This window comes from Luteitalea sp. (genome assembly GCF_044337415.1).
GTDB lineage: Bacteria > Acidobacteriota > Vicinamibacteria > Vicinamibacterales > Vicinamibacteraceae > Luteitalea.
The window spans coordinates 1-18044 of the sequence record NZ_JBIINP010000079.1 but is presented as its reverse complement, the minus strand read 5'-3'; the positions used below and the strand labels follow the sequence as shown (position 1 = coordinate 18044).

9 protein-coding genes are annotated in these 18044 nt (G+C 70.1%); 5 read left to right on the top strand and 4 right to left on the bottom strand.

What is annotated here, in order from left to right; translation table 11 throughout:
* Positions 1–42: 42 nt before the first annotated feature.
* Both ACIRDX_RS12875 and ACIRDX_RS12870 read right to left on the bottom strand, forming a co-directional pair.
* The gene (locus ACIRDX_RS12875; protein WP_396625835.1) at positions 43–2691 is read right to left on the bottom strand and encodes a PAS domain S-box protein; all 2649 of its coding nucleotides are present in this window, start codon (positions 2689–2691) and stop codon (positions 43–45) included.
* Positions 2692–2771: 80 nt separating this feature from the next.
* On the bottom strand, positions 2772–4820 hold the full coding sequence (locus ACIRDX_RS12870) for a response regulator (RefSeq protein WP_396625834.1): 2049 nt from the start codon (positions 4818–4820) through the stop codon (positions 2772–2774).
* 136 nt (positions 4821–4956) lie between these two features.
* On the opposite strand from ACIRDX_RS12870, the gene ACIRDX_RS12865 reads away from it, so the two are divergent.
* From ACIRDX_RS12865 to ACIRDX_RS12855, 3 genes are all read left to right on the top strand, one after another.
* On the top strand, positions 4957–7248 hold the full coding sequence (locus tag ACIRDX_RS12865; protein WP_396625833.1) for a hypothetical protein: 2292 nt from the start codon (positions 4957–4959) through the stop codon (positions 7246–7248).
* Between the two features lie 226 nt (positions 7249–7474).
* Positions 7475–8707, top strand: coding sequence for an argininosuccinate synthase (locus ACIRDX_RS12860; RefSeq protein ID WP_396625832.1), 1233 nt, complete (start codon positions 7475–7477; stop codon positions 8705–8707).
* A 233-nt stretch (positions 8708–8940) separates the two neighbouring features.
* Positions 8941–12471, top strand: coding sequence for a response regulator (locus tag ACIRDX_RS12855; RefSeq protein WP_396625831.1), 3531 nt, complete (start codon positions 8941–8943; stop codon positions 12469–12471).
* 125 nt (positions 12472–12596) lie between these two features.
* On the opposite strand, the gene ACIRDX_RS12850 is transcribed toward ACIRDX_RS12855, so the two are convergent.
* Both ACIRDX_RS12850 and ACIRDX_RS12845 read right to left on the bottom strand, forming a co-directional pair.
* Positions 12597–13814, bottom strand: a complete 1218-nt coding sequence (locus ACIRDX_RS12850; RefSeq protein WP_396625830.1) for a cysteine desulfurase-like protein — start codon at positions 13812–13814, stop codon at positions 12597–12599.
* Positions 13815–13889: 75 nt separating this feature from the next.
* Positions 13890–16364, bottom strand: coding sequence for a sodium-translocating pyrophosphatase (locus ACIRDX_RS12845; RefSeq protein WP_396625829.1), 2475 nt, complete (start codon positions 16362–16364; stop codon positions 13890–13892).
* 291 nt (positions 16365–16655) lie between these two features.
* On the opposite strand from ACIRDX_RS12845, the gene ACIRDX_RS12840 reads away from it, so the two are divergent.
* Entirely contained in the window at positions 16656–17099 is a 444-nt protein-coding gene (locus tag ACIRDX_RS12840; RefSeq protein ID WP_396625828.1) for an NfeD family protein, read from the top strand.
* 3 nt (positions 17100–17102) lie between these two features.
* A complete protein-coding gene (locus ACIRDX_RS12835) occupies positions 17103–18017 on the top strand; it encodes an SPFH domain-containing protein (protein WP_396625827.1) in 915 nt (304 codons plus the stop codon).
* Positions 18018–18044: the final 27 nt, after the last annotated feature.

The following is an 18044-nucleotide window of genomic DNA, read 5'->3' as shown; positions in this document are numbered from 1 at the left end:
CCCGAGGGTATCAGCCGAGCCCCGTATGGTCGAGTCGGGAGATTACCCGACCGCCCTGCCGGTGTCCTGCCCCGTGTCGAGCAGCTGCCGGACCCTGGTCGTGAGCGACGTCGGCGTGAAAGGCTTCTGGAGGAAGTTGGCCTCGCCGGCCACCACGCCTCGCCGCACTGCTTCGTCTGCGGGGTAGCCCGACATGAAGAGCACCTTGAGCGAGGGGTAGGTGTCGGCCAGGCCGTCGATGATCGACGTCGCGCTACCGCCCGGCATCACCACGTCCGACAGCAGCAGGTCGATCGGGGCCGCGTGGGTGCGCGCCACCGCGAGCGCCTCCGGCGGCGACGCCGCCTGCAGGACGCGGTATCCCTGCCGGGTGAGCGCCGCAACCGCGAGGGTGCGCACGGCCGGCTCGTCCTCCACCACCAGGAGCGTCTCCCCCCCGCCGACACCCACGGCGGTCACGACCTCTGCCGCATCCTCGGTGGCCGCCTTGAGCGTGATCGGGAAGAACAGCGAGAAGGTGGTGCCCTTGCCCTGGGCCGAGGCGACCGTGATGACGCCGCCGGCCTTCTTGACCACACCGTCGACCACCGCCAGCCCCAGGCCCGTACCTCGCCCGGGGGCCTTGGTCGTGAAGAACGGCTCGAACAGCCGGGCCTGGACCTCGGGGGGCATGCCCAGTCCGGAGTCGCTCACGGTGAGGACGACCCAGCCGGCGGGAGCCTCGGGCAGGCGCACGCCGTCGACCTCGTCGCGCGCCGCGTCGTGCACGGCCGTGGTGATCGTGAGGATGCCGCCGTCAGGCATCGCGTCACGCGCGTTGACGACGAGGTTCATCAGGACGCGCTCGAGCTGTCCCGGGTCTGCCTTGATGCACGGCAGTTCGGTCGCGAGTTCCACCGAGAGGTCGACGTCCTCCCTGAGCAGGCGTCGGAGCAGGTTCTCCGAACGCATCACCATGTCGTTCAGCGACATCACGTGCTGCTCGACGACGGCATGACGGCTGAACGTGAGGAGCTGCCGGGTCAACGAGGCCGCGCGCTCGCCGGCCGCGCGGATCTGGCCGATCTCGCCCTGACGGTTCTGCATGTCGGGCGCCGTGAGGAGCAGGTCCGAGAAGCCGTTGATGACGGTGAGCAGGTTGTTGAAGTCGTGCGCGATGCCGCCGGCCAGCTGGCCGACGGCCTCGAGCTTCTGCGACTGCTGCAGCTGCGCCTCGAGTTGCCGCCGCGCCGCCTCGGCACGCTCCCTGTCGCTGATGTCACGACACAACACGGTATAGAACGACCCGTCGTCGAGGTGGACCACCGACACGGTGGCCTCCAACGGGAACTCCTCGCCGGTGGCGCGCTGGCCGAGCAGCCGCGCGTACCCGGACAACGGCAGCGACACCGCGCCGGTCTCGAGGAAGGCCTGCACGCGGCCCTCGTGGCCGTTGCGGAAGCGCTCGGGCATCAGCATCTCGATGCGCTGGCCGAGCACGCTGTCGACGTCGTGGCCGAACATCCGCTCGGCCGCCGGGTTGAAGCGCACGACCCGATGCCGATCGTCGATGGTGATGATGGCGTCGAGCGCGCCCTGCACGATCCCGTGCAGCTGCCGCTGCTCGCGGTCCAGCTCGGCGCGGGCCTGGTGCGAGTCGGTCGTGTCGCGCCCCTCGGCGAGCACGCGGTGGATCCGGCCGTGTCGGTCACGCAACGGGCGCAGGAACACCTCGGCCCAGCGCAGCCCCCGCCGGTCCAGGTAGGTGGTCTCGAGGCGCGTGGACGTGCCCGACGCCGCGGCGCCGACCGCGGCGCGGACGCGCTCCTGCTCGATGGCACTGTGGCTCCACCACGGCGTGTTCCACAGGGGCACGCCATGCAGCGAGCCGGGCGTGGACGAGGACGACGAGGCCGCGGCGGCATTGACGTCGAGGACCTCGCCGGCGCGGGACAGCACGGCCGTCATCTGGAAGGTCTGATCGAAGATCGCGCGGTAGTCGTCCTCGGCATGCATCAGCCGCGACATCGTCGTGGCGTGATCGCGCGACACGAGGACCGCCGTCAGGGCGACGTAGAGCCACGGCAACGACAGGCCCGGATCCAGCGCGCCGGCATTGACCGACTCGGCGACCGCGACGTCGACCAGCACGACGGTGGACGTGACGCCGGCGGTGCCGATCAGGGTGGCGCCGAACGGATCCGACCGCCGCATGGACCAGGCGCAGACGAGGGCGAACAGGTTCACCAGCTGGCCGGCGCTGTAGCCAGTCGCCCGCAGCGGGCTGGCGCCGTACAGCGGCGAGGTCAGCGGCTCACCCCACGGCGTCACGGCGACGTGCAGGTTCGTCACCTGCCCGGTCAGCGGCACCATGGCGAACGCCGCCAGCGCGACAGCGGCGAAGACGAGCACGAGCGGCGTCACCAGCCACCGTGCCCGCAGGCCCGACGCGACCGACAACAGCCACATCGTCGAGGCGAGCAGCAACGCGCCGAACCCCGTGCGCAGGTTGAGGGCCACCTGCGCCGCGCCGACCGAGTGCGCGGTCACCAGCCACAGCAGCGAGAGCGTGAACGCCGCCGAGAGGAGCGCCTGCACGCCGAGCGCGAGCAGCATGCGCTGGCGCGTCCGGGCCCACAGCACCAGGTGGTAGAGACCCGCGAACAGGAAGAGCCCGAACAGGGCGGCGCTGAGAAAGCGATAGGCACCCATGACGTGTCGTGACGCGATCATGGCAGAGCGCCACGCACGCCGCACGTATCCAACGATGGCGTCGGCCGGGCGCCGGACGACTATGTCGCGATCGGCGCGGGCGCACCTGGCGCCGGCGCGTCGAGGATCTCCCGCACGCGCGCCGCGAGCGCCGTCGGGCTGAACGGCTTGGTGATCAGCGACACGTCGGCCGGCAGCAGGCCGCGCTCGGCGACGACGTCGCTGCTGTAGCCGGACATGTAGAGGACACGCAATCCCGGGTCGAGCCGCCGGAGCTGCGCGGCCAGTTCGCGCCCGTTCATCACCGGCATGACCACGTCGGTGAGGAGCAGGTCGACACGCGCGCCGTGATCCTGCAGCGACTTGATGGCGCGATCGGGCGTGCTGGCGTGGAGCACGGTGTAGCCGTAGGACTCGAGCGTGCGCCGCATCAGGTCGAGCACGGCCGGCTCGTCTTCCACGAGGAGGATCCGCTCCGTCCCCTCGAGCGTGGCGACCGTCGTGCCGCTGGGCACGCCCACCGGGCGCGACGCGGCACGCGGCAGCAACACGAGGAAGGTGGTCCCCGACGTGCCGGTGCGCTCGACCTGCACGCGCCCGCCCGCCTGCTCCACCGTGCCCATCACGCTGCTCAGGCCGAGCCCGGTGCCCTCGCCGGGCGGCTTGGTGGTGAAGAACGGCTCGAAGATGCGTGGCAGCGCGGCAGGGTCGATGCCGTGGCCGCTGTCGCTGATGCGAAGGGCCACGTAGTTACCCGCCGCCAGCGAATACCCGGCCGCCGCGGCCGCCGACAGCGACAGGTTGGCCAGCGAGATGTCGATCGCGCCGCTGCCACCGATCGCGTCGCGCGCGTTGGCGACCAGGTTGACGATCATCTGGTCGAACTGCGACGGATCGATCTCGACCGGCCAGATGTCGGGGCCGAGCGAGAAGCCGAGGCGGATCTCATCGCCCGCGAGGCGCTGCAGCGACCGGGCCAGCGACGCGATGGCGTGGGCCGCGTCGAGGACGAGCGGGTGCACCACGTCGCGCCGCGCATACGTGAGCAGTTGCCGCGTGATGGTGGCGCCGCGCGACGCCGCATCGAGCACGGCGCCGAGGTCGGCGCGCAGCGGGTCGGTGGGGCCGAGCTGCTGCAGCACCAGGTGCGCGTGGCCGATGACGATCGTCAACAGGTTGTTGAAGTCGTGCGCCACGCCGCCCGCGAGCCGGCCGACCGAGTCGATCCGCTCGGCCTGGCGACGCTGCACCTCGAGCGCCTCACGCGCCAGGTGCGCGCGCTTCTGGTCGGTGATGTCCTCCGACAGCCGGAGGAAGTGGGTGACGGCGCCGTGGTCGTCGCGCACCGGCGCGATCACGGCGCGTTCCCAGAACACCGTGCCGTCGCGCCGTCGCTGCTCGAACTCGCCGCGCCACTCCTGGCCGGCGAGCAGCGACGCCCGGATCTCGAAGCCGAGCCCGGCGTCGGTGTGGTTGGTGCGCAGCAGCGCGTGCGTCTGCCCGCGCGCCTGGTCGCGCGTGAACCCCGTGACCGCCTCGAAGCGCGCGTTCACGTACTCGATCCGGCCGCGCGTGTCGGTGAGGCTCACGAGCGCCGGCAACTGCTCGAGCGCCACGATGAGCGACCGGAGCGTCCGCACCTCGGCCGAGAGCTCGAGATTGCGGTGCTCCAGCTTCTTGATGAGCGACTCGTTGTAGAGCCGCCACGACTCGGTCTCGCTGGCGTCGACCTCTGCGACCGGGGGCGCGGCGGCAGCCGGGTCGTCGCCGAGCGCCTCGGTGATGGCGCGGATGATCTCCTCGGCCGCCATCGACTTGACCAGGAACCGGGTGGCGCCCAGCCGGCGCGCTTCCGCAATGTCCTTGGCACTGGCGTACGAGCCCGTGTAGAACACGAAGGGCGCACGCGCGAGGGCGGGTTCGGACCGCGACGCGCGGCAGAGCGCGAAGCCGTCCATCTGCGGCATCAGGATGTCGGAGACGACGAGATCGACGGGTTCCCGACGCGCGATCGCCAGCGCGTCGAGGCCATTGCTGGCCTCGGCGACCGCGTGCCCGTGCGCCTGCAGCAGCGCGCGCAGGCGCGACCGGCTCTCGGGTTCGTCGTCGACGATCAGGACGCGTGTCATGGTGGCAGGCGCTGGTTGGCGCCTCATGCATTCTGACGGGTTTCCAGCGCAGCGCAAGGGTAGGGAAAGCGGCCGCTAAGTGGATGAAGCCAATGGAGTTGTCCAAAATCTGTCAGCGCGGCTTCAGGCTCTGGCAATGACGCGCCCCGGCGCGACAAATGTCGGCACGACGTGGTGTTTCTTCGTGGCCGCACTGCTCGTCACGGCCGCACCCGCCTGGCCCCTGACGGGCCCCGCCGCGCCCCAGGATGTCCGCGATCCGGCCGGCCAGGTGCATGTCCGCGTTGTCGATGGGACGTCAGGGGCGCCGCTGGCCGACGCCATCGTGCAATGCGGGCAGGCCGCACCGGCGATTACGGATTTGTCGGGGTTCGCGACGGTCCCTGTCTGTGCGGCGGGTCTCGTGGTCACGCGCGACGGCTATGCCGAGGCGCGAGTGGCGGCCCCGCTGCCGGCGCAGGTCGACGTCCGTCTCGTGCCGCAACGGCGCGCGGCCGAGAGCGTGACCGTCGTGGGCCCGGCGGCCGGCGAGGCGGAGGCCGCTGTTCCCGGACAGGTGGCCATCACGCGCGACGAACTGGCGATGCTGCGGAGCGTGACCTTCGATGATCCGATCCGCACGCTGCAGCAACTCCCGGGGGTGGCCAGCAGCGACGAACTGCGCGCCGAGCTGTCGGTGCGCAGCAGCCCGTTCCGCCAGGTCGGCCTCGTCCTCGACGAGGTGAAGAGCCGGCTGCTGGTGCACACCGTGCGCGGTGTGGACAACACCGGTTCTGTCGCCCTGCTCAACGCCGACCTGCTCGACGCCGCCAGCCTGACGCCAGGCGCCGGCCCGCAGCGCTTCGGCAACACCGTGGGCGCCGAACTGGCCATCCGGACGCGCGCCGGTCGCCCCGACTGGCATGGCCGAGGCATGGTGAGCGCCATCGCCGCCACCGGCGTCGTCGAGGGGCCGATCGGATCGGATCGCGTGACGTTCGTGGCGGGCGCGAGGAAGAGCTATGCCTCGTGGATCGTGCGGCGCATCGATCCCGACGTCAGTGGCACGTTCGAGTTCGCCGATGCGCAGGCCAAGCTCGATGCGCGCCTCTCGACGCGCCAGAGCCTGAGCGCCGGGTTCCTCGCCGGCACGTCGGCGTACGACGAGCAGGGGCGCCGCACCGGCGCCAACGCGCTCGATGTCGGCAAGAACCAGACCACCATGGGGACGCTCGCCTGGCAGGCGCAGGTGGGCTCGCAGTGGGTCGTGCGGCAGCGAGTCGCCGGCATCTCGAGCACCTACCGCAACGTCAATCCGGATGGCCTGCCGCTCGACAGCGGCAGCGAGCACGAGTGGCTCTCGCGATCGATCGTCGAATGGGCGCCGCGCGCGTCGCTGTCGCTCGATGGCGCGGCGCAGGTCCAGCGCTTCGCCAGCCGAGGATCGTCGGTGGTCTATCACCCGACGACGCGGCTGCCGGAGTCCGATATCGCCCATGCCGGCGAGCAGACGCTGGCCGGGGGCCACGTGCATGCCCGATGGTCGCCACACCGCGCGATGACGATCGCCGGCGGCGTGCGCGCCGATCACGTGCCGGACCTCGAGACCTTCGTGGGCGGCTGGGCACAGGCGCAGGTGGCGCTCTCTTCCAGCCTCGGCGTGACGGCCGCCGTCTCGCGGCACGGCCAGTCGCCCGACGTGCTGCAGCGGTTCGGCCCCGCCGGCACGGTCGACCTGGCGTTCGAGCGGGCCACGCTTGTCGACGGCGGACTCGGCTGGCGCCGCGGCCCGTGGACCGTCGCCCTGAACCTCTACAACCGTCAGGAGGAGGATGGCCTCGACACGCCCGACCGGCAGTTCCGGCTGACGCCGGCCGGCACGCTGGCCGGCGGCAATCCGCGAGCGCCGTGGGTCAACGCGCTCACCGGGCGCGCCCGCGGCGCCGAGATCGTGCTGCGCCGACAACCCGCGACGACGGCGTCGGGCGTGCGCTGGTCGGGGTGGATCGGCTACGGCTACGGACGCCTGACGTACGAGAGCGCGCTCGACCCATCGTTCCCCGGCGCCTTCGAGCAGCGCCACCTCGTGACGATCTCGGCCACCACGCAGATCGGCGCGAGCTGGGACGCCAGCACGACGCTGCGGCTGGCGACCAACTGGCCTTACGAGGGCTGGTACGAGGAGCGGAGCGACGGCCGGATCTACCTGTCGGCGGAGCGGAACGCGCTGCGGCTCCCGGACTACGGTCGGCTCGACGTGCGCGTGCGCTATCGCATCACGCTGCCGCGCGGGCGGCTGCTGCTGTTCGCCGAGGCACTCAACGCCACCAACGCCGCCAACTACCGCCAGGTCAGCGCCGGCGTGAATCCCCGGACGTACCTTGTCGGACGTCTGTCGGAAAAGCAGTTGCCGATCATCCCGGCCGTCGGCGCGGCGTACGAGTGGTAGCGCAGCAATTCAGAATTCAGAGTTCAGAATTCGGAATTCAAAGGTCGAAGTACGCGGTGCAAGGGAACGGCGCTCGACGAGGCCATGGCGATGTGTGACGCGGCGCCCCATGTGTCCAGTCCGAGCCCCCAGCCCCGAGCCTTCGCGCCGAGCCCCGAGCCCCCAGCCCCTAGCCCCTAGCCCCTAGCCCCTAGCCCCCAGCCCCCAGCCCCTATAATCGACGGTCATGAGTGCTCCGTCGTCGCCCAAGAAGATCGTGCTCGCCTACTCCGGCGGGCTCGACACGTCCGTCATCCTGCCCTGGCTGAAGTCGCGCTATCCCGGGGTGAAGCTGTATGCCTTCGCGGCCGAACTCGGGCAGGGCGACGAGTTGAAGGCCATCGAGGACAAGGCGAAGAAGAGCGGCGCCGACGCGGTGCTGGTCAAGGACCTGCGCAAGGAGTTCGCCGAGGAGTACTGCTTCCCGATGCTCCGCGCCCACGCGACGTACGAGCAGGACTACCTGCTCGGCACGAGCATCGCGCGCCCGCTGATCGCGAAGCACCAGGTCCTCTACGCGCAGAAGGTCGGGGCCGACGCCGTGGCGCACGGCGCCACGGGCAAGGGCAACGACCAGGTCCGCTTCGAGCTCACGTACCAGGCGCTGAACCCGGCGCTGAAGATCGTGTCGCCGTGGAAGGATCCCCAGTTCCTCGAGGACGGCCTCACCGACCGCGAGACGGCGATCGACTACGCCCGCAAGCACGGGATCCCCATCCTCCAGACCAAGAAGAAGATCTACTCGCAGGACCGCAACCTCTGGCACATCAGCCACGAGGGCGCCGAGATCGAGGATCCGGCGGCCGAGCCGAACGAGCGCGTGTACACGATCTCGGTGCCGCCGTCCAAGGCGCCCAACCGTGCCGAGTACGTGACGATCGACTTCGAGGCCGGCGTGCCGGTGGCCGTCAACAAGAAGAAGTTCCACGGCAAGGGCCACGCCCTCATCGCGCTGCTCAACGAGATCGGCGGGCGTCACGGCGTCGGCCAGGTGACGCTGGTCGAGAACCGCCTCGTCGGCATGAAGAGCCGCGGCGTGTACGAGACGCCGGGTGGCACGATCCTGTACGAGGCCCACAAGGCCCTCGAGCAGATCTGCCTCGAGCGCGAGCTGTACCACGAGAAGCAGCGCATCGCCCTGAAGTACGGCGAGCTCGTGTACTACGGCCAGTGGTTCCACCCGCTGCGCGAGGCACTGCAGGCCTTCGTCGATCACGCCAACCAGATGGTCACCGGGCAGGTGAAGGTGAAGCTGTACAAGGGCCGCGCCACCGCCGTCAGCGCGACGTCGCCGCAGTCGCTGTACGACACCAGCCTCGCCAGCTTCGCGATGGCCGACTACGACGTGACCGCTGCCCGCGGCTTCATCGACCTGTTCGGCCTGCCGATGAAGGTGCGCGGGCTGAAGCAGCAGCAGTAGGGAGTCGGCTGCAGGCGACGGACGACAGGCTGCCTGTTGCCCGTCGCCCGTCGCCCGTCGCCTGAAGGGGCTGCCTGCGGCCTACCCGAAGTCGCCTGCCGGAGGTTCAATCACTATCGTTGGTTAAAGGTCGGTCGCATCGTGCCGATGGTTGTCGGAGGCCACCTACGCGGTGGCCGACGTGACCGATGCCAGATGCTCCCTCCCCATCGGCTCGTCGCACGAGCAGCCGTGTGCTGCTCTCGACAGCCCTCGTCCTCTGTGCGCTTGGCCTGGCGCGCTTCCTCGCCACCATGGCGGGCGTGCCCCCCGGGCCGTTCGCCATCCGGGTGCATGGATTCGCCGCCGCGCTGATGGCGGCGTCGGTGGCCAGCATCCTGGCCGCGTGGCGTGGGCATCGCTGGCTCGCGCGCCACCTGGCCCTGCTGGCGCTGGCAGGGAGCGGACTCCTCGTCGCGCTGCAGGCGGCGATGGACCTCTCGCCCGCGCTCGCGCAGCGCCTCGCCGGACTGTCCCCCCTGCTGCCCCCTCGCCAGGCCATCCTGAGCGTCGTCGTCACGGCGCTCATCGGGCTGCCGCTGCCGGACCGCCTGGGCCGACTGACGGTACGCCACGCCCTGGTACAGGTGTGGAACAGTCTCTTCCTGGCCCTGCTGGCCACGACCAGCCTCGTCACGTGGGCCTCGCCCGGCGCCATGGACAGCTGGCTGCGCTACCTGCTGATGCCGCCGCACCTGGCCATGTGCTGCCTGCTGGTGGCCAGCGGCGTGCTCGCAGATCGCACGCTACGACGCGAGACCACGTGGCAGCGATGGCTGCCGGCTGCCGTCACGATCTTCGTCGGGGCCTGCGCCGTGATCTTCGCCCAGGCCCTCAGTTCGCAGGAGCAGGCCGGGGTCCGGCGGCAAGCCACGGCCGAGGCCCGGCGCCTGGGCGAGGCCCTTGTCGAACAAGTGGCGGCCCTGGAGGCCGATCTCGAGCGGATGCGGGTCCGGTACGAGACCGGCGCGGTGGCCACGCGCGGCGAGTGGGAAGCCGACGCCACCGCAGCGATCAGCGGACACGGGGGCATGCTCACCTCGCTCGCGGTGGCCGACGCCCAGGGCGAATCGCTGTGGATCGTGCCCGCCGCGCTCGCCGACCACCTCAACGGCGCAGCGAGAGCCGGCGCCACCGCCCGCCGCGCCGCCATGGCGCGGGCCGCGGCCGAGCGTGCCCGCGTGGCCTGGACTCCCTCGCCCGGCCTCGACGGCCCACACCGCGGATACGGGGTGGTGGTGCCGCTCGCGGCAACAGCGGGCACGCCCGATCGACTCCTCGCCGCGTCGTACAGCCTCGAGGCGCTGGTGCCCCGCGTGACGGGGGCGTCGCCGTATGCCGTGCGCGTGGCCACCAGCGCCGACCAGGCGCTCCATCTGCACCAGGTGCCGGCGCCACGCGGACGTTTCGGACCCACGTTCACCGAGGCCGCCCCGGTGGACATGCCCGGTGGGCAGCGGCTGCAGGTCCAGGTGACGCCGACGGCGCCGCTGCTGGCCGATCAGCTCAGTGGCCTGCCCCGCCTGGTGCTCGCGCTGGGCCTGCTGCTGGCCGGGGTCGCGGGCGTGGCCACGCGCGTCTACGCGGTGAGCCGCGAACACGCCGAGGCGCTCACCACCAGCAACGCCTCGCTCCAGGCCTCGTTCAAGGCCCTGGCGATGGTCCGCGACCAGCTGATGTCGTCCGAGGTGCAGTTCCGCGGGCTCTTCCTGACCTCCCCGCTCGGCCTGATGCTGTCGCGCGGCGCGCGCCAGATCGAGCATGCGAACCCGGCCCTGCTGCAGTTGCTCGGGTACGACGCCGCGCAGCTCTCCGAGGTCGTGCCCACGGACCTGCTCATCGACGGCGCGCTCATCGAGCAGCAGACGCAGGAACTGCAGTCGCGGGGCGCCTATGGCCCCTACCGCACCCGCCTCAGGCGTCGCGACGGCAGCGAGGTCCCGGTGCTCCTCACCGGCACGCTGATGCGCAGCGCGCAGGGCGAGCCGATGGTCTGGTCCTTCGTGCAGGACAACACGGTCGAGACCGTCGCGGAAGCCGACCGCGCACGGTACCTCGCCGAGTTGGAGAAGCAGGCCGTCGAACTGGCCCAGGCCCGCGACACGGCGCTGGCGGCCACGGCGGCCAAGAGCGGCTTCCTCGCGACGATGAGCCACGAGATCCGCACCCCGATGAACGGCATCATCGGCATGACCGGCCTGCTGCTCGACACCTCGCTGAGCACGGAACAGCGCGAGTTCGCCGACGCGGTGCGCGGCTCGGCCGAGCACCTGCTCACGATCATCAACGACATCCTGGACTTCTCGAAGATCGAGGCCGGCAAGCTGGCGCTCGAGACGGTGGAGTTCGACGTGCGCGCCATCCTCGAGGACGCGCTCGATCTGGTGGCCGAGCCGGCACGCAAGAAGGGCCTGGAGTTCGGCGGGTTCGCCGCCCCCGACGTGCCGCAGATGGTCAAGGGCGACCCGGGGCGCATCCGGCAGGTGCTGCTGAACCTGCTGAGCAACGCCGTCAAGTTCACGGCGCTCGGCTCGGTCAGCGCGCGCGTGTCGGTCGACGCCATGCTCGGCTCGTACGCGACGGTCCGGTTCGAGGTCAGCGACACGGGCGTGGGCATTCCCACGCACGTGCAGCAGCGGCTCTTCCAGCCGTTCACGCAGGCCGATGCCTCCACCACGCGCAAGTACGGCGGCACCGGCCTCGGCCTGGCCATCAGCCGGCAGCTGGCCGAGGCGATGGGCGGCGAGGTCGGCGTCCGCAGCGTCCCCGGCCAGGGCAGCACCTTCTGGTTCACGGTGCGCGTCGAGCGCCTCGCCTTCGCGAGCGACACCGTGGTCAGCGCGCAGCTGCGCGGCCGCCGCGCCCTCTGCGTCGACGACCACGACATCAGCCTGCACGTCTTCCGCAGCCTGCTCATGGGCTGGGGCGTCGACGTCACCCTGGCGACGACGCCGGCGCAGGCGATGGCGGCCCTCGACGAGGCTGATGTGGCCGGGCGTCCGTTCGACTTCGCGATCCTCGATCAGCAGATGCCGGGCATCGACGGCTTCACGCTCGGCGGGCTGATGCGCGGGCGACCGACCACCGCACGCCTCCCCCTCCTGCTGTCGTCGTCGATCGTGCAGCCGGGCGGGCTCGACGAGGCGACCGCGCGCGGGTTCGGCGGGCTGGTCACCAAGCCCGTGAAGAAGCGGTACCTGATGCAGGCCCTCACGCAGGCGCTCGCGCTCGATACGGCGCCGATGGCCGTGGTCACGCCGCCGGTGGCCGCCGCTCCGGCATCGCCGGCGCGACGGATGCGCGTGCTGCTCGCCGAAGACAACCCGGTGAACCAGCGGGTGGCCGTCAGGATGCTCGACAAGCTCGGGCATCGCGTCGACGCCGTCGGCAACGGCCTCGAGGCCGTCGAGGCCCTCGGCCGGTTGCCCTACGACATCGTGCTGATGGACTGCCAGATGCCCGAGTGCGACGGCTACCAGGCCACCGGCCTGATCCGGCAGCGCGAGGAGCAGGGCATCGGCCGCACGGTGATCGTCGCGTTGACCGCCAACGCGATGGAAGGCGACCGCCAGCGCTGCCTGGATGCGGGCATGGACGACTACCTGCCCAAGCCGCTCCGCTTCGACGACCTGAAGACGGTGCTCGAACGCCATGCCGCCCAGTTGCCGCCAGTGGAACCGGCCGCCACGGCCGTCACGCCGGGGGACGGCGCGCGCGTACATTGAGCGGCGCTGGCAATTCGAAATTCAAAACTTGAAATTTGAGGGCGAGGGCCTTTGGCCCCTCGCCTCGGGATGCCACGAGGGGCGGCGGCAAAGCCGCGCCCCGCGAGAATTTCCAATGTCAAACTTCAAATTGCGGCGACGGCGCCCAGCAGGCGGTCGATCTCGGACGCCGTCGTGTAGCACGCACAGCCGATGCGCACCAGGCCATCCTCGCCGTGCCCCAGTCGCTCGACGAGCGTCTGCGCGTAGAAATCACCCGACGACACGAACAGGCCGGCATCGACGAGCCGCAGCGCGACGTCGTGGCTCGTGTGTCCCGCCAGCGTGAACGAGACCGTCGGCGTGCGCGCCGTCCCGGGCGGACGCCCGTACCGCGTCACCCCGGCAATGGCGCCGAGGCCGTCCCACAACTGCCGCGTAAGCGCGGAGGCATCCTCGTGCAGGAGCGCGTGGCTCGCCACGAGACCCGCGCGCAGCGCCCCCGGCCCCGTCCCGACGGGGCCGGCCACCGACGCCAGGAATCGGACGGCGGCCGCGGCGCCGACGATGCCCTCATGACTCTGCGTGCCGGTCTCGAGCGAATCGGGCGGCGCGGCCGGGGCCGGGCGCAGCTTGGGCAGGCGCAGCGACGCGATCAGCTCGGGACGCGCACACAGGATGCCCTGGTGCGGGCCGTAGAACTTGTACGAGGAGCACGCCAGGAAGTCGCAGCCGAGCGCCTGCACATCGACCAGGGTGTGCGGCGCGTAGTGCACGGCATCGACATAGACCAGCGCGCCGACGGCCTTCGCCAGTCGTCCTGCCGCGGCCACGTCCGAGATCGTGCCGATCGCGTTGGAGGCCGCGCCGACGGCCAGCAGCTTCGTGCGCGGCGAGAGGAGGGCCTCGAGCGCAGCCATGTCGAACGACACGCCATCGGCGGCCAGCGGCACGGTCCGCACCGTGACGCCCGCATCCTCGGCCGCATGACGCCACGGGTCGACGTTCCCGTGATGGTCGAGCTCGGTGACGATGATCTCGTCGCCCGCGCCCCACTGCCGGGCGAGCGCGCGCGCGACATGGAACGTGATCGTCGTCATGTTCTGCCCGAAGCTCACCCACTCGGGCCCGGGCGCGTTGAAGAAGGCCGCGTACACCTCGCGCGCGTCGAGCAGCGCCGCGTCGGTCTCCAGGCTGGTCGGGTACACCCAGTGGGTGTTGGCGTTGTGGTGCAGCAGGTAGTCGGCCATCGCGTCGACGACCGACTGCGGCACCTGCGTGCCGCCGGGCCCATCGAAATAGGCCACCGGCTGGCCGGCGTGCACGCGCTGGAGGGCGGGGAACTGGGAGCGGACCGATTCCATAAGGCCTACAGGCTACAGGCTGCAGGCTACCCGACACCAGTCAGGTAGCCTGTCGCCCGCGGCCCGTGGCCTGTCCTACGCCTTCTTCGAGATGCGCATCCCGTAGAAGGAGCGGTGGACGAAGAACATCGACACGAGCAGGAAGCCGATGGTCATGGCGACCGTCAGCCCGGTGTGGGCGTAGTCGGCGCCCTTCATGCTGACGGCGAGTTCGACGGCCAGGAGGCCGAAGAGCGTCGTGAACTTGATCACCGGGTTCATGGCCACCGAGGAGGTGTCCTTGAACGGGTCGCCGACGGTGTCGCCGACCACGGTGGCGTCGTGCAGGGGCGTGCCCTTGGCCTTGAGCTCGGTCTCGACGATCTTCTTCGCGTTGTCCCAGGCGCCGCCGGCGTTGGCCATGAAGATGGCCTGGTAGAGCCCGAAGAGCGCGATGGAGACGAGGTAGCCGATGAAGAAGAACGGCTCGTAGAACGCGAAAGCGAGGGTGCCGAAGAACACGCCGAGGAAGATGTTGAACATCCCCTTCTGCGCGTACTGCGTGCAGATGGCCACGACCTTGCGGCTGTCCTCGACCGAGGCCTTCTCGGCGCCGGAGTCGAGCTTGATGTTGGCCTTGATGAACTCCACCGCGCGGTAGGCGCCGGTCGTCACGGCCTGCATCGACGCGCCGGTGAACCAGTAGATGATCGCGCCGCCGGTGATCAGGCCGAGCAGGAAGGGCGGGTGCAGGATCGACAGGCGCGCCACCAGTTCCGGTCGCAGCCCCTCGGTGAGCACCATGACGATCGAGAAGATCATCGTCGCGGCGCCGACCACGGCCGTGCCGATGAGCACCGGCTTGGCGGTCGCCTTGAAGGTGTTGCCGGCGCCGTCGTTCTCCTCGAGGAACTGCTTGGCCTCCTCGAAGTTCGGCGTGAACCCGAAGTCCTTCTTGACCTCGGCGGCGATGCCCGGGATCGACTCGATCGTCGAGAGCTCGAACACCGACTGCGCGTTGTCGGTGACCGGGCCGTACGAGTCGACGGCGATGGTCACGGGGCCCATGCCGAGGAAGCCGAAGGCGATCAGGCCGAAGGCGAACACGGCGGGCGCCACCATCAGGCCCTCGAGGCCCATCAGGCTGACGTAGTAGCCGGCGCCCATCAGCACCACGATGGTCAGGCCGAGCCAGTAGGCCGAGAAATTGCCGGCGACCAGGCCAGACAGGATGTTCAGGCTGGCGCCGCCCTCTTCCGAGCTGCTGACCACCTCACGGACGTGCGCCGAGTCGACCGACGTGAAGATCTTGACGAACTCGGGGATGATGGCGCCCGCCAGCGTGCCGCAGGTGATGATGCTGGCCAGCTTCCACCACAGCGAGGCGTCGCCGCCGATCGTCGGGATGAGCAGGTACGAGGCGACGTAGGTGAGCACCACCGACACGCCCGACGTGATCATCACGAGGCTGGTGAGCGGGTGCTCGAAGTTCATCGACTTGGCGTTGCCGTAGCGCGCCTTCGCCATGCCCTCGTTGATGAAGTACGACAGCCCGCTGGCCACCACCATGACGATGCGCATCATGAAGATCCAGACGAGCAGCTGGACCTGCACGAGCGGCTCGCGCACGGCGAGCATGATGAACGTGATCAGCGCCACGCCGGTCACGCCGTAGGTCTCGAAGCCGTCGGCGCTCGGGCCGACCGAGTCGCCCGCGTTGTCGCCCACGCAGTCGGCAATCACGCCGGGGTTGCGCGCGTCGTCTTCCTTGATCTTGAAGACGATCTTCATCAGGTCGCTGCCGATGTCGGCGATCTTGGTGAAGATGCCGCCGGCGATGCGCAGCGCCGCGGCGCCGAGCGACTCGCCGATGGCGAAGCCGATGAAGCAGGGGCCCGCGTAGTCGGCCGGCACGAACAGCAGGATGATCAGCATCAACAGCAGCTCGACCGAGATGAGCGCCATGCCGATGCTCATGCCGGCCTTCAGCGGGATCGCGTAGCAGGGGAACGGCTTGCCCTCGAGCGCCGCGAAGGCGGTGCGCGAGTTGGCGAACGTGTTCACCCGGATGCCGAACCACGCCACGCCGTAGCTGCCGGCCATGCCCACCAGGGAGAACAGCAGGATGACGGCGACCTTGAGCGGCGGGAAGCCGTACACGTCGGCGCCGGTGATCGGGTCGATCGTGTGGGCGAGCCGGCCGAAGTACAGCAGGACGATGGCGCCGATGAACAGCCAGAGGATCATCAGGAAGCGCCCCTGCTGCTGCAGGTACGCCTGGCAGGTCTCGTAGATCAGCTCGGAGACCTCCAGCATCGAGCGGTGCACGGGCATCCGCTTCAGCTGCTGGTAGATGGACAGGCCGAACAGCAGCCCGAGCCCACTGACGACCAGTCCGATCAGGAGCAGGGTGTGGCCACCGACGCCGAGGAAGGTGGCCGAGTTCAGGTCGGGAAGCACCAGGTTGGCTTCGCCACCGGGGCGATGCTCCTGGGCGAGGACCGGGGCGGCGGCCAGCAGGCCGACCGCGAGGGTCAGTGCGCTCGTGATGAGGCGACGGACGACAGGCATTGGATTGTGTCTCGAGAGTCGGCGGCGGGACGCGGGGCACCCCTTCGCCCCATGGACCTTGCAGTCTCGTCCCTCAGTGTGTGGATGCGCAGCGCGCGGCTGTCCGCCATAGACCGCGCGCGATTGTGTCATAAGGCGCGGCCGCCCGCCTAGGAGGGGCCGGCGGGGTCCGACGGATGCCCCCGGCCACGGGCCGGCGGGGGCCGGGGCGGTGACGGAAGGGTGATTGCGCCCTGTCCCTCGGAAGAACGCCCATATAATGCCGGGGTCCAACCCTGACGGAGTGTCCCGATGATCTGGTGGTACTGGGTGGTACTCGGCCTGCTGCTCACGGGACTCGAGCTCGCGACGCCTGGCGGCTTCTTCCTGCTGTTCTTCGGCATCGGCGCCCTGCTGGTCGGCGGCCTGGTCACGATGGGCGTCGGCGGCCCGGCCTGGGTGCAGTGGCTGCTCTTCTCGGTGTTCTCGGTGGCGGCCCTGGTGTTCTTCCGCACCCCCCTGCTGCGTTTGATGGAAGCAAGGACTCCCGGTTCGGGCGACATCGACTCCCTTCGCGGCGAGGTCGCGGTCGCCATGGACGGCATCCCCGCCGGAGGACTCGGGCGCGCGCAGCTGCGCGGCACGGTCTGGACGGCGCGCAACCTCGGGACCGACCCGATCACGCCCGGCCAGCGGTGCCTGGTGACCTCGGTGGACGGTCTCACCATCTCGATCCGCCGCGAAGGAGCGCTCTGACCCATGGAAGGCCTGATTGTCCTCGTCATCTTCGCGGTTCTGGTCCTGATCATCGTCGCCAAGACGGCGATCGTGGTGCCGCAGCAGAGCGCCTACGTGGTGGAGCGGCTCGGACGGTATGCCGGCACGCTCGACGCCGGGTTCCACATCCTGGTGCCCTTCATCGACGTGGTGCGCTACAAGCACTCGCTGAAGGAGAACGCGATCGACATCCCGGCCCAGGTCTGCATCACGCGCGACAACGTCCAGGTGGGCGTCGATGGCGTGCTCTACCTGAAGGTGATGAACCCCGAGCGCGCCTCGTACGGCATCCAGGACTACCACTTCGCCATCTCGCAGCTGGCGCAGACCACGCTGCGCAGCGAGGTCGGCAAGATCGACCTCGACAAGACGTTCGAGGAGCGCACCAACATCAACACCCAGGTGGTGAGCGAGGTGGACAAGGCCACCGACCCCTGGGGCGTGAAGGTGCTGCGCTACGAGATCAAGAACATCACGCCACCCTCCGACGTGCTGGCCGCGATGGAGAAGCAGATGCGGGCCGAGCGCGAGAAGCGCGCGGTCATCCTGACCTCGGAAGGCCAGCGCGACGCGGCGGTCAACACCGCGGAAGGCGCCAAGCAGGAAGTGATCAAGGCGTCGGAAGCACGGCGCCAGCAGCAGATCAACGAGGCCGAGGGCGAGGCGTCCGCGATCATGGCCGTGGCGCGCGCGACCGCCGAAGGCATCCGCGAGGTCGCCGCGGCGATGCAGGCCCCCGGCGGGGCCGAGGCCGTGCAGCTGCGCGTGGCCGAGCAGTACATCACGCAGTTCGGCAACCTCGCCCAGAAGACCAACACGATGATCATCCCCGCCACCACGAGCGACATCAGCGGCATGATCGCCACCGCGATGCAGGTGGTGAAGAAGACGTCGTAGGAGGTACCGGGTACCGGGTACCGGGTA